The organism is Serpentinimonas sp. SSL01 (assembly GCF_056323735.1).
The window spans coordinates 724640-746815 of sequence record NZ_CM150487.1 but is presented as its reverse complement, the minus strand read 5'-3'; the positions used below and the strand labels follow the sequence as shown (position 1 = coordinate 746815).

14 protein-coding genes and 1 pseudogene are annotated in these 22176 nt (G+C 60.9%); 4 read left to right on the top strand and 11 right to left on the bottom strand.

Annotated features, from left to right (window positions below; genetic code table 11):
- Positions 1-13: 13 nt before the first annotated feature.
- Positions 14-127, top strand: a pseudogene (locus tag ACVMK0_RS03635) (glycoside hydrolase family protein); the annotation flags it as partial.
- On the opposite strand, the gene mcrC reads toward ACVMK0_RS03635, so the two are convergent.
- The 10 genes from mcrC to ACVMK0_RS03585 are packed head-to-tail and all read right to left on the bottom strand — an operon-like array spanning position 116 to position 17021.
- Positions 116-1258 carry a 5-methylcytosine-specific restriction endonuclease system specificity protein McrC gene (gene mcrC / locus ACVMK0_RS03630; RefSeq protein ID WP_250960077.1) on the bottom strand — a complete coding sequence of 381 codons (1143 nt, stop codon included), beginning with the start codon at positions 1256-1258 and terminating at the stop codon, positions 116-118. The pseudogene ACVMK0_RS03635 and the gene mcrC overlap by 12 nt on opposite strands.
- Positions 1258-3480 (bottom strand): McrB family protein, encoded by a 2223-nt coding sequence (locus ACVMK0_RS03625; RefSeq protein WP_476464333.1) that lies wholly within the window; start codon positions 3478-3480, stop codon positions 1258-1260. Before ACVMK0_RS03625 ends, mcrC begins: the two co-directional genes overlap by 1 nt.
- Before the next feature lie 12 nt (positions 3481-3492).
- Complete coding sequence (locus ACVMK0_RS03620) at positions 3493-6489, bottom strand: type I restriction endonuclease subunit R (protein ID WP_476464332.1); 2997 nt, start codon at positions 6487-6489, stop codon at positions 3493-3495.
- Positions 6486-7673, bottom strand: a complete 1188-nt coding sequence (locus tag ACVMK0_RS03615; protein WP_476464331.1) for a restriction endonuclease subunit S domain-containing protein — start codon at positions 7671-7673, stop codon at positions 6486-6488. The genes ACVMK0_RS03620 and ACVMK0_RS03615 overlap by 4 nt, the downstream gene beginning before the upstream one ends.
- Complete coding sequence (locus ACVMK0_RS03610; protein WP_476464330.1) at positions 7666-9552, bottom strand: ATP-binding protein; 1887 nt, start codon at positions 9550-9552, stop codon at positions 7666-7668. Before ACVMK0_RS03610 ends, ACVMK0_RS03615 begins: the two co-directional genes overlap by 8 nt.
- The gene (locus ACVMK0_RS03605) at positions 9545-11071 is read right to left on the bottom strand and encodes a type I restriction-modification system subunit M (RefSeq protein WP_476464329.1); all 1527 of its coding nucleotides are present in this window, start codon (positions 11069-11071) and stop codon (positions 9545-9547) included. The genes ACVMK0_RS03610 and ACVMK0_RS03605 overlap by 8 nt, the downstream gene beginning before the upstream one ends.
- Positions 11068-12570: a type I restriction-modification system subunit M gene (locus ACVMK0_RS03600; protein ID WP_476464328.1), complete on the bottom strand. Its 1503-nt coding sequence runs from the start codon at positions 12568-12570 to the stop codon at positions 11068-11070. The genes ACVMK0_RS03605 and ACVMK0_RS03600 overlap by 4 nt, the downstream gene beginning before the upstream one ends.
- A gap of 59 nt (positions 12571-12629) precedes the next feature.
- Entirely contained in the window at positions 12630-14039 is a 1410-nt protein-coding gene (locus tag ACVMK0_RS03595) for a DNA-processing protein DprA (RefSeq protein ID WP_476464327.1), read from the bottom strand.
- Positions 14036-16114, bottom strand: coding sequence for a RecQ family ATP-dependent DNA helicase (locus ACVMK0_RS03590; RefSeq protein ID WP_476464326.1), 2079 nt, complete (start codon positions 16112-16114; stop codon positions 14036-14038). Before ACVMK0_RS03590 ends, ACVMK0_RS03595 begins: the two co-directional genes overlap by 4 nt.
- A 1-nt stretch (position 16115) precedes the next feature.
- Positions 16116-17021, bottom strand: a complete 906-nt coding sequence (locus ACVMK0_RS03585) for a helix-turn-helix transcriptional regulator (protein ID WP_476464325.1) — start codon at positions 17019-17021, stop codon at positions 16116-16118.
- A 159-nt stretch (positions 17022-17180) separates the two neighbouring features.
- On the opposite strand from ACVMK0_RS03585, the gene ACVMK0_RS03580 reads away from it, so the two are divergent.
- Positions 17181-19058: an ADP-ribosylglycohydrolase family protein gene (locus ACVMK0_RS03580; protein ID WP_476464324.1), complete on the top strand. Its 1878-nt coding sequence runs from the start codon at positions 17181-17183 to the stop codon at positions 19056-19058.
- Positions 19059-19083: 25 nt separating this feature from the next.
- Here the strand turns inward: ACVMK0_RS03580 and ACVMK0_RS03575 are convergent, their stop codons facing one another.
- Entirely contained in the window at positions 19084-20307 is a 1224-nt protein-coding gene (locus ACVMK0_RS03575) for an IS110 family RNA-guided transposase (protein ID WP_476463501.1), read from the bottom strand.
- Positions 20308-20614: 307 nt separating this feature from the next.
- Between ACVMK0_RS03575 and ACVMK0_RS03570 the strand changes: the two genes are divergently transcribed.
- Both ACVMK0_RS03570 and ACVMK0_RS03565 read left to right on the top strand, forming a co-directional pair.
- Positions 20615-21070, top strand: a complete 456-nt coding sequence (locus ACVMK0_RS03570) for a hypothetical protein (RefSeq protein ID WP_476464323.1) — start codon at positions 20615-20617, stop codon at positions 21068-21070.
- Positions 21071-21128: 58 nt separating this feature from the next.
- Positions 21129-21878: a hypothetical protein gene (locus tag ACVMK0_RS03565; RefSeq protein ID WP_476464322.1), complete on the top strand. Its 750-nt coding sequence runs from the start codon at positions 21129-21131 to the stop codon at positions 21876-21878.
- Positions 21879-22176: the final 298 nt, after the last annotated feature.

Here is a 22176-nt window from a genome sequence, read left to right as displayed (position 1 = left end):
TGCCAGATAAGCCAAGCAGGACTGGCATGCTGCGGGCAAGGAGCTGCGGCGCTGGGTGTATGGCGGTGGGAAAGTGCTGCCGGGCCTTGTCACACGGCGGGAGGCCGAAGTGGCGCTACTGCTGTGACCCAGGCGATTTCAGGGATGGCTCACACAAGCGCAGCAGTTGCGCTCGGATGTCCGCAGGAGTTGCCGTCAAATCCACAGTGGCAAATCGAATGGCGTGCCCCTGGATCAGCACTGTCTCGTCGACCATCTTGCCGATCGCGGGATGCAACAACAATCCACTCGCGTGATCTGCAAGCGCATCGCCGCACCCAACCTGGGAGCGCAGATAGGCGTAGATCTGGTACACGTATCCGCTGCGCAGGGTTTCCTCACGGTACCAACCGCTCGTCACAATCGAGGTGAACTTGGTATCGATGACGATCCGCTGCCCGTTTGACGGGTGGTCGAGCACGACATCAGTTCGCATGGTCGGCAATATCTTGTCGATCCCCGCTGTCTTCTGCTCGATCTGCCAGCCCATCGTCCCGCCGCACAGCACCCGCCAGCCCTGCAGACTCAATACGACTTGGTAGAAGCCGCCCACCGCTCGCTCAAACAAACGACGTACCCACGTCGCTTCTCGGTCCGGCAGAGAGAGCACATTCGCACCCGACGCCTCCGTAGGTAGCACTAGGTCGAACGCCAGCTTTGCGGCTGCCACCATGAACCGGTCGTCCGCATCGTTACGGCCGAAACGATCGGTGCTCATTTGGGCGCGGGTCGGTGCGTCCCCTGATACACCCATTGCCTTCATGCCACCCGCAAGTGCGCGGCACCGATGGGCAACGTCCTTCCTCTGAACGATCCTGGAGATGGACTCCAAGGCTGCTCGGACGAAACGATTGCGTGGGGTGTCGATGGTGAGTTCGTCGAACCGGCACGCCACCAGGCCTCTATCCATCAACTGATGGCGTTCGGTGGTCAAGACGTCGATCCGGCCACGCACGCGATTGATGACTGCATCACGAGATCGATATCCAAGACTCAAGCGGCGACGCTGTCGCACCTCAACCGCGTGGGCAAGGATCTCCGCGACTAGATCCGGTAGATCGTCCGGGCGGTCTTCCAAGCCGATCTTGCCGATGCCGCGAGTGCGGAACAGGTCAGAGGCGTAGAGCATCAGCAGCCAGAGGTTGCGCACCGGAATGCGTCCGATGAACCCCTCAGCGCTCATGGATGCACTTTCCACCTGTTCTGCGACGGCGGTCATCACCAGCCCTGCGTCAGCCGTGCAATCGCCTTTTGTGCTTCGTCGGGCGCGTCGAACCAGTATTCATCCAGCAACGGGCCGATCTCCGTCTCCACGACCTGCTGGAACCACTTCTTCGTGTCTCCCGCCTCCAGTCGATGTGCGGGTGTCACATAGCTGTGACCAATCCGGAATTGCTTGCCAAGGCGCGCATCCGCCGCGATCTGGTCGTTTAGCTCGGCGATACGGCGCTCGATATCCGCGACCAAGCCCGGATCGACAGCGCAATCCTTGACCACCCAATCCCGCCAAACCTGGCCGAGTCTCGGCTCCAGCCCAACGAAAGCAAAGCGACGACGCAATGCCAGATCGACCAGTGCAAGCGATCGGTCGGCGATATTCATGGTGCCGACCACATAGAGATTCTCGGGAATATGGACGGGACGTCGTTTGCCGTCCGCATCCGGATAACAGAGTTCCAGCGCTTCGTTGGGCGTCCGTTTGCCCGCCTCAAGCAGCGTCAGCAACTCGCCGAAGATCTGCGCCGGGTTTCCGCGGTTGATCTCCTCGATTACCACGACAAACTTCGACGAAGGGTCCTTCGATGCAGCCTTGATGGCTTCCATGAAGACACCGTCCGCCAGCGACAACTTGCCTTCGCCAGTGGGGCGCCACCCTCGAACAAAGTCCTCGTAGGACAGGTTGGGGTGGAACTGCACTGCACGGACCCTGCTGTCGTCCTTCTGGCCCATGAGCGCGAACGCGAGCCGTTTGGCTAGCCAGGTCTTGCCCGTGCCCGGAGGCCCCTGAAGGATGAGGTTCTTTTTTGTGCGCAGACGATCGAGCAAGCGGTCAATCTCGGCCCGCTCCAGGAAACAGCCGTCCTTGAGGATGTCCTCCACCGAGTAGGGAGCGATTGGCGCTGCCACCTGAAAGGCTTCGCAAACTTCGCCTTCAGTTTCCTGTTCTGCTCCGGCATTGGTACCGATATCGCCAGCCGGCACAGGCTCGTCAACCGGGTCTTTGTACATCCAGGACGCAAGAGACAAGTCTGGGAAACTGTGGACGGGATAGCCGTCTTCGCCGAAGCGCGAACGCAAATCGTCCAGCAGCTTCAAATAGGCCCGACCATCACATGGGCCTTGCTGACCACTGATGGCGACATTCAGGCCGAGCCGCTTGTTGATGTAGTGGCGCGACTGGCTATCCAAGGTCAGGAATTCCCACGGATGCGCCCAGTAGAGACCTGTCGAAAGGTTCCATGCGACACCCCACACTTGGGTTGCCTCATCATAAGCCCGGATGAAGGCATCGCGAGTGTCCAACTGGTCGCCATCGACCATCTTGCTCGCGGCAACGAATACCTTCCATAGCGCGTCGATGTCGCCCGCACCACGCTTGTCGGCATAGGCGAAAAACCAGGAACGTTGGTTGTTGAGAACGGGAATGCCTTCGAATGAAGGCGGGACCGGCACCGTCACACCCAGCAACTTGGCAAGTTCGCCCGCGATGGTCTTGCGGTTGGCATCGGTCATGGACCGGTTAAAGGTGCCCATCGTGGTGAACGGGCAAATGTCCCGCAGCGGACCACTGGTTCCATCAGGAAACTTATCCTGGAGATAGGTCAGCCCCGGCACCCGGGACGCGATCTCGTGGATGCCCTCGATGAGCGGAGTTCGATCGTCTGCGTGGGCCAGCAGCTTTTCGGCAACTGCCTCGTAAAAGTCAGTCCACTCGAAGCGCTGCTTTTCTGGCGAAGTCGTGCCGTAACGCTCCCGCCAAAAGGGCTCGTTGCGAAAGCGATCCACATCCTGCGGCTTGCCGTCAAACGCAAATGCAATCAGCGCATCGTTCATCCATTCGCCGGGCAACACGCGCCAGATCGTTGCTCGGTGAGTGTAGAAGTACCACTCCCGTACCGGCTCGACCTTGGCCCAGTCCACCTTCACCCGCTTCCCGTCGTTCAGGTTTTCGGTGATCGTGCCGACCGCCTTGATGCCCATAACCGAAACCGCTCGGCCTCGGCTATCGAAAGGCAGACCGTGCTTTCGCGTGTAAGACGACTTGATGGCGATCCGCTCTCCCGGGCGCATGGAACGCACCACATCGAGGAGCTTGTCGTCGTATCCGTTCTCCCAAATTCCTTCTGCAAGAAATCGAGGCATCTGATCATCAGTACCGCCGTAGCTGGCGCCGACAAACCAGGTTGCATGCGGTGCACTATCTATCGTCTGAGTGGTCATCCTCCGCCCCCTTTAGTAATACTGCCGGATGTAGCTGTAGGCCTTCTCGAACAACTCTTCATCCGCATGCAGCTTGTATTTGAAGAGGGCTTTGCGCAGGGCCTTCTTGACTTCACGCTCACCGGCCTGCGTGCCTTGCCAGCCCGGGAAACGGACCAGTCGCACAATCTCGTCGATGTCCGCGACCACGCGTTCGACCATGATAGGCGTCTCGGCCGTCTTGACCTCGTTGAATAGTTCAGTGAGCGCCGCCTTGCCGCGATCCTCATCCTCTTCGGGCGGGACCTCCTTCTCGGCTTGCAGCGTCTCCTTGGCGATCTCCAGTAACTGCTTCAAAAATTCGACGCTGTTGATCTGGCCAGACTCGAACCGGTCTTTCAGCGCATCAAGCCGTTCCGACAGCTTCTTGAACTTGGGGTTGCCGCCATGCCCGCGCAGCCGGCGCTTGAGCTTGATCTCGATCTCCTTGGCCTTCGTCGGGTCGGGGCTCGACAGCACGGCTTCCAGCAGATCAGCGTCCAGCACCAGGGTGTCGAGGTCATCCCGCACGGCGTCCACATGCACGTTCTGGTGAATCAGCTCGATGGTCTTGGCGCCCAGCGAGTGCCAGATCAGCTTGCCGTGGCCACTGGAGGGCTGCACCGACTGGTACACCTGCGACAACCACTTGTAGTCCTTTTCGAAGGGGCCCAGAACGGTGTCCGGTGACAGCGCCTCCCAGATCTTGTTGAGCACGCTGTACTCAGCAGCAAAGTTGTCCCGCACCTCATTGTTGGGCAGGCACTGCTGCGCGGCGATCAGGCCCTCATAACCTTGCAAACTGCGATCGCAGCCAGCGAAAAAGGCTAGGCATTTCTGCATCGCCTCAGGCAGCTTGTCCTTCAACTCCTGGATGTTGCTGACCACCTGCTTGACGCTCTGGTCGTCGAACTCCAGCGCTGCTGCCACATCATCGAAGATGCCGAGGTAGTCGACGATCAGGCCGTGGGTCTTCTGCTCGGAGTAAGTGCGGTTCACCCGGCAGATGGCCTGCAACAGCGTGTGGTCGCGCAGCGGCTTGTCCAGGTACATGGCCTGCAAGATCGGCGCATCAAAGCCGGTCAGCAGCTTGGCCGTGACGATGATCAGCTTCAAAGGGTCGGCCGGGTCGCGGAAGCGATCGAGCAGCCGCTCTTCCTCATCGCGTGAACGGTCGTAGGCCGCGTACTCTGGATGCTCCTTCTTGTCGGACGCCTGCACCGACATCACGATGTCTGTAGCCTCGGGCGGCAGCAGCTTGTCCAGCTCGGCCTTGCACAGCAGGCAGGACTCCCGGTCGAAGGTGACGATCTGGCCCTTGAAGCCATTGGGCTCCACCTTGGTCTGGAAGTGCTCGACGATGTCTTCGCACACCTTGCGGATACGCTCAGGCGTCTTGACCAGCACGGCCATCTTGGCGGCGGTCTTGGCGAGGTTGTCCTTGTCGAGATCCGAGAGGCCGCCGGTCAGGTCTTTGTAGGCGGCGTCCAGCGCGGCCTTGTCGATGTGCAGATCGATCAAGCGCGGTTCGAAGTGCAGTTTTAGCGTCGCACCGTCGCGGATCGACTCTTCGAAGCCGTACCGGCTCATGTAGCCCTTCTCGTCCTCGTCGGCACCAAAGGCGTAGAAGGTGTTGCGGTCGGCACGGTTGATCGGCGTACCGGTCAGGCCGAACAGAAACGCGTTGGGCAGGGCCTCGCGCATCTTGCGGCCCAGGTCGCCTTCCTGTGTGCGGTGGGCCTCGTCCACCAGCGCGATGATGTTGCTGCGGTCGTTCAGACTGCCCGTGGCTTCGCCGAACTTGAAGATCGTGGTGATGATGATTTTGCGCACATCCTGCGCGAGCAGCTGCTGCAATTTCTCGCGGCTGTCCGCCTTTTCCAGATTGGGAATATCCGCTCCGGTGAACGTGCCGGTGATCTGGCTGTCTAGATCGATCCGATCCACCACGATCAGCACCGTGGGGTTCTTCAGGCCGGCGTGCATACGTAGTTTTTGCGCAGCGAAGACCATCAGCAGCGACTTGCCCGAGCCCTGGAAATGCCAGATCAAGCCCTTCCTGGGGTAGCCCGCCAGCACGCGCTCGACGATCTTGTTGGCTGCTTCAAACTGCTGGTAGCGGCAGATGATCTTGATGCGCTGCTTTTTCTTGTTGGTGGCGAACAGGGTGAAGCTGCCGAGGATGTCCAGCACCACATGCGGGCGCAACATGCTCTCGGCCGACAGCTTGAGCGACTTCAGCGGGTGGTGCTGACCATCCTCCCCATTGCCATCCAGATGCCAAGGGCCCCAGTCCTTGACTGGTAGCCCGATGGAGCCATAGCGGTACGCTTTGCCCTCGGTGGCCACCGAGAACACGTTGCAGACGAACAGCTCGGGTACGAACTTCTCGTAGTCGTCGTGCACCTGCACCGACGCGTCGACCCAGCTGATGCACTTCTTGACCGGGGTCTTGGCCTCGATCAGTACCAGCGGCAGGCCATTCACCAACAGCACCAGATCGGCACGGCGCTCGGTGGGGCCAGCACGGTAGGTGTACTGTTGGGTGACGATGTACTGATTCTGCTTCAGATCGTCCAGGTCGATCAGCCGCACCGGCACATGCTCGTTGTTGTGGCCGAAGGGCATCGAGCGCTCGCCGCGCATCCAGGCGGTCATCTCCTCGTTGGCGCGGATCAGGCCATCCGAGCGCACCGACAGCACGATGGCGCGCAACTTGTAGAGCACCTCGTCGGCGCGGTCGGGCTGAGCGGCAATCTCCGGATTCAGCCGAATCAGCGCCTCACGCAGCCAGGGTTCAACCAGCACTTCCTGAATCTGGCGGGGCACCTCAGCCGGGGCGGCGTAGCGCCAGCCGATGCCTTTGGGGCTGGGGCCGTAGCTGGCTTGCGGTTCCTGGGCGGTGTTGGCCGGGACAGCCTTGACTGGGCCGGCGAGCAGATCGCGGACGTAGGCTTCGACGGTGTTGGATTCTGTAAAGGCCACGCTCATGTCCCTCCGTCGAGTTGATTCGTCAGACGCGCAGCCAGTTGCCGTGATGCAGCCAGGCGAGAACCGAGGTTCTCAATGGCCTCATCGATTGAGGCGCAATGGGCAATCACCTCCTCCTGCACCGAAATACTGGGGATCGCTATCTGATACTTGGCAAGGTGCTGCCAGAACATGTGCTTTACCTTGCTGCCCTCGCAGTTTGCGTGGGCGTGCTGGCGAAATCGGGATGTCTGCAAGCATCTGAACAGAAACTCCGGCCGCAGCAAGTCCTCGTTGCAGCGGAACCTACCGATTCGCTGATTAAGAAGACTCTTGTCGTGTTCTCGGGCTAGGCAGACACGGCCCATGAATCCGTCTTCCAGCGACTGTGCAGTCAGGTTGATGACAACATCGCCGGGACGTATCACGAAGTCTGCCGCAGAGGTTTCCCATTGGGGGTCAAGGCAGACGGTCTTTTCCGTGAGCCAGGTCAGATAGCCAGAAACTCCCAAGTTGCCAGGACGAAGCAGCCTGGTGCCTTGATCAGCGTACTCTTCCCCCGGAAAGGGGCGACCATTCTGCATAGTCGCAACCTGCTCAAGGCGAACAAATGTGCCGCTCTCTGGAAGGCGCAGCAGGTGATCGATAGTTGATTGTCTGAGGCCCTGCAGATTTCTCAGTGCATCTGCTTGGGCGTCCGCGACGGTGCGAGATGCCTGCAGGACTTCGACGATGACTTTCTGCTCCGCAGTCGTGGGCAATGCGAACTCAAAGTCCGCCAAACTAGTCCAGTTGGTGCGGGGACTCAAGGAGCCTGCCGACGTACCCACGGCGTGATCGAAGAAGGCATCGGTCTGGCAAATGAAGGGCAGCAACTCCGGCAGCAAAACCTGTGCGTCCTTGGTCTCCAGCACGTAGATGTCCCCGGAACACACCCCGGAGAAATCCGCCACAGCCACCTTGCGCTGGTAAGCGCGTCGCTTGCCGAACAGCACCTGCCCCGGTTGAAACACGCTGGTGAAGGTCACGCCGTCAGCGACGCTGCCCCAGCTGCGGATACGCAAATCACCGGGTTCGAGATGTTCCAGACCGACGTAGCGTTCAATGCCATCGCCCAGCGGATCTTGGCTGCGGGCTTTCGAGAGGCGCACCACGTCGCCGAATTTCACCCAACGCCAGCCGGGCTTCAAATCCCTTTCAATCATTACGCTTGTCCTCTGGGGCAACATACGCCTGGTGTGGATGTTTGGCGCTTTCCGGGTAGCGGAAACGTAATTGGCCGTCACGCACCATGGGGATCAGATGCTTGTTACGCAGGTAGTCGCGGTCTTTTCCCAGCAAGGTTGCAAGTTGGTCGCCACTCTGAGGCGCCCACTGACAAAGGCGTCGGATACCGTTACGCAAGGCTTCGCTGCTGATCCGGCCCTGCAAGGTTGCAAGTAAGGTTGCAAGCTCAGGCGGCAAGGTTGCAAGCTGAGGGTTGCATGCTTGCTGGCCCGCTACCGCCTCTGCAGGCTGAGGCTGGCCAACAGGAGGGGTGTCTGCTGGGACATCCAACGGCAGCTCTGACTGTGCGCTCTCCAGAGTCGGACGAGGCTCATTACCGGCCAGGGTGTAATAGGTGCGACTGCCTGCACCCCGCTTCTCAAGCAGGCCCCGGTCGCGCAGCCGGCGCAGTACCATGCTGGCTGCCAGGGTATCCGAGCCACAGAAGTCGCGGCAGGCGGTGTTATCCACCGCGCCGGTTGCCCGCACATAGATCAGCACCTTGGCTTCGTCGGGGCCCAGTGTGCTGCCCGCATAATTGCGCAGCCAGGTGTGGTCTTCTTCGGTGAGCAGGTTGTGCAGAAACAGGGTGAGCTTAAATTCATTGGCCTGCCGGTCTGAGTGGAACTCTGGCAGCGGCAAGCCTGCATCCGCAGCCAGGCGACGCATGGCACGAATCCCCGTACCCTTGGCTTCGGCCAGATGCAGATCATGCAGCACTGCTGCAATGGCTGGGTTGCGCAGACGTGAACCTGGCATGCCGAGCTGCGCTGGCTCCTTGAGGGAGTAGCCGACGTTACGAATTTCGATGCGGTTGCTGTAGCGAATGATCTGCGTTGGGCTGTGTAGAGTGTAGTTGCGGTGCATGGCGGCATTGGCCAGCGCCTCGCGGATCACCTTGCGCGGCAGAATGGGCTCTTGCACGCTCTGTAGCTGGCCCTCTGGCAGGCGAAAGCCTTTAGGCAGCTCATCAATAATGCTGGCTTCGGCGAGCGGCAATGCCAGTATCAGGGGCTTGCGGATGTCGATGGATTGGAAGCGATTTTCTGGATCTTCGACCCATTCGTTACCCGGCACACGTATGTAGTCAATACGCACCATGGGCAGCAATCTGCGCAAAGCTAGCGGTTTACCGAACAAAACGATGCCAGCCAATGTGGGTTGCAAAACACCATCCACACGCCTCAGTGCCCCCAGCGCTTCGAGCATGTCTTCGTCGCCATAGTCCAGCTCTTCGGCCTGGGGGTTGATGCGGGCACGCTCACGCCGATACGCGGCAATCGCGGTCGGGTCAAAGTCGTCGGCGCGGGCATCAGAAAGAATGCTTGAATCAGGGCCATGCAAGGGCTGGCTTTCACCACGCAACACCCAGAGGTCTTCATCGACGCAGCGCTGGTCGCTTGAGCCGATGCGGCGGTAAGCGCCGCCTGGTAGGCCCGTGGCTTTTTTGTAGACGGGTTTGTGAGTGACGTCAGCCTCGGGCACGTACACCACCAGCAGCGTCTTGCCACCCACCTGCTCCAACTGCATCTCTGGCCGCAGAGCGACGTTGAGCATGCTGGCACACTGGCTGGCGAGATCACGCTGCACCTTGTCCGGATCGGGCAACCCCACCGGCCGGTACACGGTATCGCCCTTGTCGTTGATCGCCCAGTCCACGCCCAGTAGCAGGTAGCCGCCATCCAGACCGGGCTCGTTGGCAAAGGCGATGACCGTTTCCATCACCGACTTACCCGTGTCGCTGGCACGCTTGGCTTCGATGCGGGCGGACTCGTCCACCGCATTGAGTTCATCCAGTAGATCGGTAGCGCTACGCATCGGCTGCCTCCTGAGCGACGAGGCCATCGAGCGTTTCGACCAGCGCATCCATCTGTTGCCAGAACGCGCGGCCATCGGTTTGCCATTGGTCCCAGGCCGAGCGCAGCGATACTGCGTCACCATTGCTGTCGGTGGCGATGGCGGCAGCAATGCGCTTCACGTACAGCGGGATCGAGAGGTTGCCGGCATTGGCGCCGATTTCGGCCAGAGTGGCGACCTTGGCGAAACCGGGCACATCGGCAAACGTCTTGTAAGCGGTCAGGATGCGCTGCTGGTGCTCGGGCTTCAGAAAGCTCTGCGCCCGCTCCCGGGTGACCTCGTTCACCGCGTCGATGAAGATCACCTTGCCCTTGCGAGCGGCGACCTTCTTGCGGTTGCAGATGACGATGCACGACTCCATCGGGGAGTTGTAGAACAGGTTGGGCCCCAGCCCGATGACCGCCTCCACCCAGTCTTGCTCGACCATCTTGGCGCGCATGGTCTGTTCCTCGTTGCGGAACAGCACGCCGTGCGGCCAGAGCACGGCACTACGCCCCTTGGCAGTGAGGCTGGTCAGGATGTGCTGCTGGAAGGCGTAATCGGCGCGGCCTTGCGGCGGCGTGCCCAGCGAGTTGCGGCCCCACTTGTCACTGCTCCAGGCCTCCCGGTTCCACTGCTTGATGGAGTACGGCGGGTTGGCCAGGATCACATCGAACTGACGCAAGCGGTCGCCTTCGATGTGCTTGGGTTCGGCCAGGGTGTCACCCCGGATGATTTCGAAGTCCTCCACGCCGTGCAGGAACAGGTTCATGCGAGCGATGGATGAGGTGATGAGGTTGCGCTCCTGCCCGTAGAGCTTGAGCGTGCGGTACTCGCCGCCCGAGCGCTTCACTTCGTCCAGCGCCGAGATCAACATGCCACCGGTACCGCAGGTAGGGTCGTAGATCGACTCGCCTGCCTGAGGAGCCAGCAGTTGCGTCATCAGGTGCACAACGGTGCGGTTGGTGTAGAACTCGGCCGCCGTGTGGCCGGAATCGTCTGCGAACTTCTTGATCAGGTACTCGTAGGCGTTGCCCAACTCGTCCTCGGGCACGTTGACCACCGACAGCGTCTGGGTGGAGAAGTGCTCGATCAGGTTCTTCAGCGTTTCGTCGGGCAGGCGCTCGCGGTTGGTCCAGGGTGCATCGCCGAAGATGCCATCAAGCAGATCCGGGTTGGCGGTCTCGATAGCACGCATGGCTTTCTGGATGGCGGCGCCTACGTTCTTGGGTGCCTGGCGAACATCGTTCCAGTGAGCGCCTTGGGGAATCTGGAAGCGGTGGTTCTCCGCGAACTGCGCGTAGGAGAGGTCGCCCTTCGAGTTGGCCAGGGCCGCCTGGTATTCCTCCTCCCACACATCCGACACGCGCTTGTAGAACAGCAGCGGGAAGATGAACTGCTTGTAGTCGCCGGCGTCGATGAGGCCGCGCAGCAACACGGCGGCACCCCACAGGTAGCTTTCGAGTTCTTGTTGGCTGATGCGTTTACTTGGGTGACTCATTTCAGCCATCCCCCTTCAGTAATGACCTGCGCGAGCCGCTCTTCGGCTTCACGGCAGCGGATGAGCGCGTCCTTGAATGCCGTGATGGCAACCGGCAGCGGGGGGATGTCTTCTTGCAATGGCGGCAGGACATAGCGCGAGATGTTCAGCGTCCAGTCCTCGACTTTGATCTCGTCGAGGCTGACCACGCGGACCGCGTCCTGCACATCGGCAAAGCCGCGATACCAGCCGAGGATCTCGGCGGCGTGCTCGGGTTCCAGATAGTTTTGCGCGCGCCCCCGGCGGAACAGGCGTGACGCATCGGCGATCAGCACCTTTTTTTTGTGCTTGACCGGTTTGCGCTTGCGCAAGACCAGGATGCACGCGGCCAGGCCGGTGCCGTAAAACAGGTTGGGCGCCAACCCGATTACGGCCTCGACCAGATCCATCTCCAGCAGTTTCTGGCGGATGCTGCCTTCCACACCTTTGCGGAACAGGGCGCCCTGGGGCAGCACCACGGCCATCCGGCCGCTGACGTCAGCCATTGACTTGACCATGTGCTGCACCCAGGCAAAGTCACCGCTGGATGAGGGCGGCAGGCCAGCAAAGTTGCGGCCGAAGGGATCGTTCAGCCACAGGTCCTCACCCCACTTTTCCAGCGAGAACGGGGGGTTGGCGATCACGCAGTCGAACGTGGCCAGCCGATCAACCTCAAAGAAGGCCGGGTTACGTAGGGTGTCGCCACGCACCACCTGGAAATCTTCAATGCCGTGAAGGAACAGGTTCATCCGCGCGATGGATGAGGTGGTGAGGTTTTTCTCTTGTCCGTACAGCTTGCCCCACAGCCGCTTCACGTCGCCATGCTGTTCCTTCACGTGCTGCACGGCGGCCAGCAGCATGCCGCCGGTACCGCAGGCCGGGTCGTAGATGGTCTCGGCTTCTTTGGGATCGAGCATGTCGATCATCAACCGCACGACGCTGCGTGGGGTGTAGAACTCGCCGGCTTTCTTGTTGGTGGCGTCGGCGAACTTCTTGATCAGGTATTCGTAGGCGTCGCCGAGCAAGTCCGAACTGACGTTCTTGTTACCAAACGGCAGCTTGGAGAAGTGCTCGATCAGGTCCTTGAGCAAGGCGTCTGAGAGTCGTTCCTTGTTCGACCACTGAGCATCGCCGAACACGCCGTATAGGGTGTCAGGGTTGGCCTTCTCAATCTCGCGCATCGCGCGCTGAAGGGCCGTCCCGACATTGCTGGCCTTGGTGCGAACGTCGTTCCAGTGGCAGTCTTCCGGGATCTGAAAGCGGTGCGATTCCGGAAACCAGGCCAGCTGCTCATCGCCGGTCTCATCAACGATCTCCTGGTACTCCTCGTCCCAGACGTCGCAGATGCGCTTGAAGAACAGCAGCGGAAAGATGTAGGTCTTGAAGTCAGCCGCATCCACCGGGCCGCGCAGGATGTTGGCGGATTCCCAGAGGTGGCCTTCGAGTTGGCTGAGGGTGATTTGTTGGTCGCTCAAACGCATGGCCCTTCTATATCGATGCCGTCGCACTGCGACTTGTGTTCTTGTTTGGTCTTCATCGGTTACTCGAACAGCCGCTTTTGCTTGACGATGTAGCCCGCAGGCTTCTTCTGTTTTTCTAGTACGCCTTCGTCGACCAGACGCTGCAACCATGCCTTGGCCTGCGCGTTGGAAACGTCCAGCGCGGCTGCCACTTCGGCGTCCTTCATCGGCGCACTCAAGAGTTGCTGAATCGCTGCGCGCACGGCAGCGAAGAGCACTTCGGCAGGGGTCGATTCCGGCTGCGCAGGTTCCTTGGCCTCGTCTAGCGGCGCCACCGCCTCTGGCGTGACTGGCGGCAGTTCTTCCAATGCCTCAGCGGGTGGCTGCGCATCGGAAACAACGTCGACCGGTGCCGATGGCTCGCTCGCGGCCTGAGGCAATGGCGCGGCGTCGGGTGGCACGGGCGCCGTTGGCTTGGCGTCAGCCGACGTTGGCTCTTCGTTTGAAAACAGCGCAAAACCAACCTGTGGGGATGCCGTCGGCGTTGGCATCGCCACGTTGAACACATCCTCGAACGAATCCACGTCTTGCGGGTTAGGCCAGGGAAGTGCGCCTTTCTTTCGTAAACCATCCAATCCGGCGGAAGACTCGCCCGTCGATCGAATGAAGACCGGGACAAACTTGAGTTTGTCGAGCTGCTCGACAGCACCCGCCCAGGTGCCGCCCTTGTTGAGATCGGAGCTGACCACCAGCGAGGTGTCTGCCAATGCATAAATCAACTTGTTCCGCTGCATGGCGTTGCCCACATTGAACCCGGCACTCGGGTCGTAGGGCGAAATTAGGACCAGCTGCCCATCGAGCAGCAGATTGCGGTGCTCGCGGTTCATGGTGGTCTTTTCCAGACTGTCCGCCAGCACGCCACAAACTCTTCCACCCCCCTCCAGCGCGCCACGCATGGCGGCCTGATCGATGCCCTTGGCGCCACCGGAGACAAGCGTTTTACCTGCCCGAGCAGCGAGCCGGCCAACTGCCATTGTGTAGTCGATGAGGGCGTCGTCCACATGGCGCGATCCAACGACGGCAAGCCCACCGGTTTCGAGCAAAGCCATGTCGCCACAGCCGTAGAGCACTGCCGGCGCATCTTCACGAAGGCGGGTCTTCAGGCGACGCGGATACTCGGCGTCGGCGCGACTGACCACCCAAATGGCGCGCGCTTGCCAGCGCTCGATCACTTGGCTCAGCAGGAATCCGCGCCCCAGCAATTTCTGCAGGCGGCCCTCGTCAATCACCGGCTGGCACGCGCGCAAGATCTCAGCTGCGTCCGGCGAGAGTAGATCCGCTGGCTGACGCTGGATCTCGCGCAAATGGCGCGCAAGACGTTTGTATTCACCAGGCGAGATAAGATCCGATGACGCAGTGCCTCGTCCGGCAATGAGCGGCGCCGTCAGCAGCAGGATCGCCTGGGTGTTGGGAGAGAGGACTGGCGTCATTCGTCGTGCCCCGTTTGTGAAAGGGCCATAGGCCAAACCGCGCCACTACCGCTTTTGCGCAGCAGCCATGCAGACACCGTCAGCGTCCAGCGCGAGTCGACCATGTCATCAACCAGGAGGACCGGGCCGGGAGGAATGGGCTGGCCGTTGAGTGCGAGCGAACCATCAATGTTGCGCGCCTGTTGTGTACTGTTTGCCATCGTTTTCTGTTCGGGCCTTGCGTCTGTTTTTTCGATGACCATATGAAACGGCAGACCCAGCGCAGCAGCCAAGCGTTGCGCAAAATTCGGTACCAATTCGGGATGCCGAAGCGAAGGAACGCAGGTCACCCAGGTCGGGCTCGGCTGCGGATTCCACTCTTGAATCATCTTCACGCACGCAGCAACGAGGTCATCGGAAAAGTGGCCGTCGTGGTATTTGCCCTGTCGAACCAAGCCACCCCAACCGGCATCACCCCAGACGCAGAGGGCTTTGCCTGGCTGCGCTTGATAGGGAATGGTGGATGCGGTGTGAATTCCGTACTGCGGCATTCCCCCCACGGGCCATTTTTTGCGAGGCTCGATGGGCAGACTTGTGCGACAAAGAAATTCCTCGGCTTCCCGAACCAGCAACTGATCTACGTCTTCTGACAGCGGCGGCAACGACGGTGGGCTGACGGTGCTTGAATCGCCATCAAGCGCATCAATCAGAAAGCCCATGTGCTGCCCGAAAGGCCGAGAGACGTATTCCTGCATTTGCTGGAGCTCGGCACGCCTCAATTTGGTGAGCCGGTCTGCTCGCGCCCAGAATTCGTCTCCTAGCTCGGCTGCAGTAAGCTGCCACTTCGTACCTTGCTTGGCGATCGGCGCTGGAGATTCGAGAGACAGTGCAGTGATAGTCTTCTCGATGCGACCTTTGCTCATGTTCACGCAGGTCATGAGGTCAGGTATTGAAAGTCCTTCCGGTGCCTCATTAAGAGCCCCCAGGACATCGTCTACCTCTTGGCGAGTTGGGAACGCGCTACGGATAAACCAGTCGGTAATTCCTTCTTCTTCATCTCCGCTCAAGAGCACGCCATATGCAGATTCCAGCGCTCTTCCTGCGCGCCCTACTTGCTGGTAATAGGCGACAACTGAGCCTGGCATCTGAAAATGGATAACGAATGCCAGATCCGGCTTGTCGTAGCCCATACCCAATGCGGTGGTCGCTACAAGTGCCTTAACCTTGTTCTCCTGCAGAGCCTGCTCTAGCTCCTCACGCCGATCACCTGTCTTACCTGTATAGGCCTCTACAGCAAAGCCCTGGGCCTTGAGCCAATCCGCTAGTTGATTGGCATCTCGGATAGTGAGTGTGTAAATGATGCCGTGCCCTGGAAGTGAACTGAGTTGCTGCGCGATCCATGCCAGACGGACAGCCTGACTGGGTAAACGCATCGTTTGCAGCGTCAGAGAACTTCGATTCAGGTCACCGCGCAGCACCTTCATGTTGGGGCCGAGCACAGCCACAAGGTCTTCCATAACGCGATCGTTTGCTGTTGCTGTTGTGGCCAGCAGCCGCAGATTGGCTGGAAGCGTTCTGGCGATACGTTCCAGCAGTCGGTAGTGAGGACGGAAGTCGTGACCCCAATCGGAAATGCAATGGGCCTCATCGATAACCATCAGCGAAATCTGCCCTGCGATACCAGCTAGAACCTCTGTGTTAAACCAGTCGTTACCCAGCTTTTCTGGCGCTATCAGCAGAATGTCTACTTCGTTTCGACGCAGCTTGGCTTCAACCGATTTCCATTCATCCTGGTTATCGGAGTTGATGGTGGCGGCGCGAACCCCCATCCGTTCTGCCGCTGCGATCTGGTTTCGCATCAGCGCCAGCAGCGGCGAGATCAATAACGCCGGGCCGGCTCCAGCTTCCCGCAGCAACTTGGTCGCGATGAAGTAGACAAAGCTCTTACCCCACCCGGTTTTCTGCACGACCAGCAAGCGCCCTTTGCCTTCGACGATGTGACGAATGGCATCTTCTTGGCCGTCGCGGAAAGTGGCATCGGCGCGTCCGGAGCCGATGCGGAGAAGTTCCGGCGCGCGTTTTGGGTCGTAGGCCACGTTATTGCTCTCCCTTGTTTTGGTCGGGCGAGCGGTACCCCGGCGCCAACACAGCGTTCTTGACGCCGTACAGCGCCAGGTGATCTTTCAGCCAGAGCCTGAATTCATAACCGCGCAGACTGTGGTCCGGAGAGCAGTCCACACTCCACTGCCGCAAGATGTATCCGGCGGTGGCAGCACGCAGCTTCATCCGCAGTGACCCGCGAACCATGCCGTAATCCATCTCCGTAATTTCAGGGCGGGGCTGGTCCGGGTGCGGCACCATCTCCAGCTCCACGATCCGGGTCCATTGGATGTCCTGATCACTGCGCTCATGGGGCTGCACATCTGCATCCCTCATAAGGAACGGGCGCTTGATCCGCGTGATGACGAAATCCCGGAACTCTTGGGATTTCCGGTCGAAGGCGCGGACGTGCCAGCGCAGGCCGTTGTCGATCAGCGCGAACGGGACGATCTCCCGCTCGGTGCGGCCACTGGAGATGGAGTGGTACTCAATACCGAGCGGACACTCCTGGTGAATCGCACGGGTCACGCTCGCCAGCACATCCAGATCCGGATGCGTGAGCCGTGACGGGCTCTCGCTGGCCACCCACGCCTTGAGACGCATCGGCTCACCATCGCCAAAGCCCTGGGTCAGCCACGACAGCACCCGCTCCGGTGGAAAGTCGAAGACGGGCCGGAAGTCCGGCCCCAGGATGTAGGTCTTGCCCTTTGGGTCGTAGTCGATGTTGCCGGGCGCCAAGTCCTTGTACAGCGCCAGATCCCTGGATGCGGCGGCGGACTGGATGCCAAACCGCGTGACCAAGTCCTGACGGCGTATCTCCCCGATGAAGCGCACGCGCAACTCCACGAACGCGAGCCGGTCGCGTTGTGGCTGGGTTAGATCTGCAAGCTGTTCGTTCGACATCCTGGCTGGCTCGTTCGGGTTAGCGAATGCTTGTACGGGTTATTGCGGAAAGTATATGGTCTGCCCTAGAATCTGTCCATAACTCTATTTTAATTTGTGTGTGCGTCGTATTGTGATAACTACAAGCGACGCAGCGATAAAAGGATCGGTACGGGCGCCATGCAGAATTTCGCAGAGCTTCACCTCAAGCCAGAGACGCTGGCGCGGTACGGGTTGCCGGACATCCCGTACCCCATCCCAGCAGCCGATCTGAAGTCGGCCGTGCTAGACAACGGGGACCTGCCGCTGGCCGTGATGCTGCACGGCCTGCAGCAGCGTAGCCGGGATGGTGACGCCGAATGGCAGCAGGTCGAACCCGCAATGGATCGGCTTGCCGAGCTGTTGGCGCCCGACGATGCCCGCGATGTCATTTCAGCGGCTGGGGACCACTGGTGGCTCGAGGTCGGGCCCGTGGACCTCGGCGGCAAACTGGTCACCATCCAACGTGGCGGTGCTCTGATCGCTGCCATCACCGCCCGGGACGACGGACGCTTGCGGGTGGCCGTGTTTCGCCCGTTGGACGCCAAGAGCGCGGAATACCTGATCGGGCTGGGGCAAGTGCCTCACCCTGAGCACGGAGTCTGCATGCGCGAGAACAACTGGGAGTACGCGCTCGACTGCTCAGCCGGCAACGGCAACTACTACGCCGCCGACCGGGGCGAGGCCTATCTGTCCTACTGGGAGAAAGGCTTGGGCATCAGTTGGGACGGCTCCGATGTGCCTGAGTGGCGTAAGCAGCTGGACCTCGTCGCCCGGCCCGCCGCCCGCGTAGTAGCAGAGCTGGGCGTCTACTACACCCGGTCCGGCAATGAGGACGAGGAGCCTGTTGCCGATACGGGCGCGGCGGAACGAACCGAGACACCGGCACCACCTGCCTGGCGCAGTAAGCGCCAGCAAAAGCGCACGGTCCAGGGGCGTTTTCTGGGCTGCCTACTCGGTGGCGCAGTCGGCGATGCGCTGGGCGCACCGGTTGAGTTCATGAAGCGAGCCGAGATTCTGCGTCGCTTCGGCCCGAAGGGAATCACCCAGTACGCACCGGCTTATGGCGGCATGGGGACGATCACCGACGACACGCAGATGACCTTGTTCACCGCCGAGGGGTTGATCCGAGGTTGGGTGCGCGGCTGCTTCAAAGGCATCACGACCTATTCCGGGGTAACGGCGCACGCCTATTTGCGCTGGCTGCAAACCCAAGGCGAAAGCCCGACATGCGACATCAACTTCGGTACCGATGAGCCTGGGTGGCTGTTTCAGCAGCGTCAGCTGCACAGCCGTCGCGCACCGGGCAACACCTGCCTATCGGCCCTGCGGGCGATGAACTCCCTCGGGGAGCCGGCCCGCAACGACAGCAAGGGCTGCGGCGGCGTCATGCGGGTTGCGCCGGTCGGTCTGTTCGCCTGGCGCCTGCGTCAGTACGAATCTCCCCAAGACGCCTTCCGGCTGGGTACCGAGTTGGCTGCGCTGACCCATGGCCACCCGACCGGAGCCCTGACCGGTGGTGTGCTGGCGGCGCTGATCCTGGCGCTGACCGATGGCGCGTCGCTGCGCGAAGCACTGGCCGCCGCCAAAAGCCTCCTGCGAGCCGAGCCCGGCTTTGAGGACACGCTACGGGCGATCGAGATGGCTGAGGAGTTAGCCGATTCCGGTTTGCCGCATGAAGAAGCCATTGTCCGGCTGGGCCAGGGCTGGATCGCCGAGGAGGCCCTGGCGATCTCCATCTATTGCGCGCTGGTCGCCCGCAATTTCAAACAGGGCGTGATCCTGGCCGTGAACCACGATGGTGACTCCGACTCGACCGGAGCGATCGTCGGCAACCTGCTGGGCGCGATGCACGGCGTGAAGGCGATCCCTGCCGAGTGGCTGGAGCCACTGGAACTGCGCGACGTCATCACCGAATTGGCGGAAGACCTCTACGCCTTCAAGGATTGGGCGATCGGCGAGTACAGCAACAACGAAGAGCTGAACCAGCGGATCTGGCGGAAGTACCCGGGATTCTGAAGTGAAACCAGACTCCACGACTCATTCAAGCCGGCGTTATCTGCACGTTGTAGCCTATGCTCTGCAGCCGTTTGAGCAGGCGGTTGGCTACTTTCTGGGTGTTGGCTTGGTCAAAGTGCGCCGCGCCCAGATCGTGCCACTCGGTGCCATCGCGCAGCATGTGCCAAACGGCCGTGAGCATGGAGGCGGCCACGGCGATGATCGCTTTCTTGACGCCCCGGCGGGCGCGGATGCGATGGAACTGCGCTTGCAAGTAGCCGCCATTGACCCTGACCGCGGACCAAGCCGACTGCACCAGTGTGCTCTTGAGCCAGACGCCGCCTCGTCGCAATCGGGTGCTGCGCCGCTTGCCGGCGCTCTCGTCACTGCGCGGGCACAGACAAGCCCAAGACAGCAAATGCGCCGGCGAAGCAAAGCGCGACATGTCGATGCCGATTTCGGCAATCAGCACATTGGCGCTGACCTCGCTCACGCCGGGTATGGTGCTCAGCAAGCGGGCAGCTTGCCGAAACGGCTCGAGCCCTTGGCTCACCTCCTGTTCGATCTCGGCGATGGCCTGATCCAAGGCCTCGATGTGACCCAAATGCAGCTTGAGCATGAAGCGGTGGTGTGGGCTGATGCGCCCGCGCAGCGCTTCGCGCAACTCAGCTTGACTGGCCTTGACACGGGTGGTGATCTGCGCGGCCAAGAAGTCGGGGCTGCTGTGACCGGCGATGATGGCCCGCAACACCGCACGTCCCCCATGGCCCAAGATGTCGCTGATGACGCTGGTGATCTTGAGGTTGGCGTCTTCGAGCACGTTCTCAATGCGCTGCACATGCGCAGCGCGCTCGCGCACGAACTGCTTGCGCGTGCGCGTGAGGGTGCGCAACTCCTGCACTGGGGTGGGCGGCACGAAGCTGGCGCGAATCAAACCATGCGCCAGCAGGTCAGCCAGCCACACCGCGTCGTTGACGTCGGTCTTGCGCCCAGGCACGTTCTTGACGTGCGCCGCGTTGGCCAGCACCAGCTCAAAGTGCCCCTCCAAGATGTGCCAGACGGGCTTCCAGTACACCCCCGTGGCCTCCATGCCCACGTGCTCGATGTGCAAGGACTCCAGCCAGTCCACCAACTCCAGCAACCCCGAGGTGGTGGTGGCAAAGGTGCGCACCTCTTGCAACAGCGGGCCTTGGCCCGCCACGCGTGCACAAGCCACCACGGTCTGCTTGTGCACGTCCAGTCCCGCGCAACGGCGGTAGATTACGTCCATGATCGCCTCCAAGTCGCGGCGACATCAGCGTGCGGCCCACGTCATCGAAGTCTGAAGTGCGTGCTCAGGGGCGCTGGTCCCCAGGCGACAGTGCGGGGTGCTCGTGAGGCCGCGGGTCCAACTGAGAAACGAGCTCGAAGCACCAAGTACGAACCGACCTCTGTGCCGGACGCCGCCCCTCAATTACACACCGGTTTCATGCGTCGCGGGTGCCGCGTTCGCGGAATGGATAACTGAGATGGAGTGAACTGGCATGAGCGGAAATCGATGGGACCAGCCGGGCGTGCCCCACAAAGGATGGCACTGCGTGGACGTGGTCGACCTGCGGGCCGACGGGGAGTCGGCGGACGAAACCGATTACGCGACCTGCCAGATGTGCGGCAACGAGAAGATCCGCTACGTCCACATCATGGAGCATCCGGATCTGGACGAGAACTTCGACGTCGGGTGCGTCTGCGCCGAGAAGATGAGCGGCGACTACGAGGGGCCGAAACGGCGTGAGACCAAGTTGCGCAACCGAGCAGCACGCCGGACCCGATGGTTGCAGCGCAAGTGGCGGGTGTCCGCCAAGGGGAACAGCTTCTTGAACGTCGATGGGCACAACCTCGGCGTCCACATGAATAAGTTCAAGCGGTGGGGCTACCGGATCGGCAGCCGGTTCAGCGCCAAGACCTACGCAACTAAAGACGAAGCCAAGCTGGCGCTGTTCGATGACTTCTGGGCCGCGACCCAGGATGACGATCGGCTGTGGGCTTCGGACTGATTCCAGCAGGCTGGCGGACCAGCCGTAGACCAGGACACATCAAACAATGAAAACAAACTTGATCGAAAAGTACGCGCCGATTCTTTGTGGGTCGACGCTTCCGGTGGTGCGCGACCCGCGCCTGCTGATGGATGCAAGCGGCGACGTGAAGATTTATTACGCGCCGTTCGAGTACATCAACCCCAGTGCGCGGATCGTTCTGGTCGGGATCACACCGGGCCCCACCCAGATGGTCAATGCCAACAACGAGGCGCGGCGCGCGCTTCAGGCCGGCAAGTCCAGCGCGGAAGCGATCCAGGCCGCCAAGAGCGTCGGCGCGTTCAGTGGTGAGCCGTTGCGGAGCAACCTCATCAACCAGCTCAACCATTGGGGCTTTCACAAGTGGCTCGGCCTGACCGATTCGGCCGACCTGTTCTCCACTTCGCGCCACCTGGTGCAGACAACCTCGCTGCTGCGCTATCCGGTGTTCGTCAAGGGCGACGATTACCGTGGCTCACCTGACATGACCAAGCACCCCTTGCTGAGGAAGTACCTGCTGGAGAACTTCGCGGCGGAGGTCGAGGAACTGAAGGATGCCGTGTTCGTCGGGCTCGGGCCGCAGGTCCAGAAGGTGCTGGACCGTCTGATCCAGGAGCGGGTCCTGAAACCCGACCGGGTGATTGGCGGCATGCTGCACCCATCCGGCAACTGCACCTACCGGATCAATTACCTCATCGGGGACAGAAGCGCGCCGGTCCCCCACGCCACCAACCCTATGCCTTACGACCAGGGCCGGCGAGCATTTCGGGAGCGGTTCGTCACCGCCTGATCGAAGGTCGGGTGAGTCGATGCGGACGCGGGTTCAATTCCGCAAATGGGAATCGAACTGGCGTCCTGTCTGATGCACTTGGCTGGTGACCCCGGCCGGGCAGAACTGGTAGGATTGCTGGCAGTTGGGGCTGGATTCCGCACCTTTCCGCAGGAGTTCGCAGCGGTTCTAAGGCGCTGAGTTACATAGGTTTGGCGCAGGGTTCCACCCCACCACCACTCACCCAAATCCCGACCCCTCTCCGGTCGGGATTTTTTTTGATAATTTCCAAATAGGGTCAACCTCTTACACGTGTTGC

Coding starts and splice junctions, on each gene's coding strand:
- ACVMK0_RS03585 (WP_476464325.1), bottom strand. CDS start 17,021: ATGTCGAACGAACAGCTTGCAGATCTAACCCAGCCACAACGCGACCGG.
- ACVMK0_RS03580 (WP_476464324.1), top strand. CDS start 17,181: ATGCAGAATTTCGCAGAGCTTCACCTCAAGCCAGAGACGCTGGCGCGG.
- ACVMK0_RS03615 (WP_476464331.1), bottom strand. CDS start 7,673: ATGATTGAAAGGGATTTGAAGCCCGGCTGGCGTTGGGTGAAATTCGGC.
- ACVMK0_RS03610 (WP_476464330.1), bottom strand. CDS start 9,552: ATGCGTAGCGCTACCGATCTACTGGATGAACTCAATGCGGTGGACGAG.
- ACVMK0_RS03600 (WP_476464328.1), bottom strand. CDS start 12,570: ATGCGTTTGAGCGACCAACAAATCACCCTCAGCCAACTCGAAGGCCAC.
- ACVMK0_RS03620 (WP_476464332.1), bottom strand. CDS start 6,489: ATGAGCGTGGCCTTTACAGAATCCAACACCGTCGAAGCCTACGTCCGC.
- ACVMK0_RS03625 (WP_476464333.1), bottom strand. CDS start 3,480: ATGACCACTCAGACGATAGATAGTGCACCGCATGCAACCTGGTTTGTC.
- ACVMK0_RS03595 (WP_476464327.1), bottom strand. CDS start 14,039: ATGACGCCAGTCCTCTCTCCCAACACCCAGGCGATCCTGCTGCTGACG.
- ACVMK0_RS03605 (WP_476464329.1), bottom strand. CDS start 11,071: ATGAGTCACCCAAGTAAACGCATCAGCCAACAAGAACTCGAAAGCTAC.
- ACVMK0_RS03575 (WP_476463501.1), bottom strand. CDS start 20,307: ATGGACGTAATCTACCGCCGTTGCGCGGGACTGGACGTGCACAAGCAG.
- mcrC (WP_250960077.1), bottom strand. CDS start 1,258: ATGACCGCCGTCGCAGAACAGGTGGAAAGTGCATCCATGAGCGCTGAG.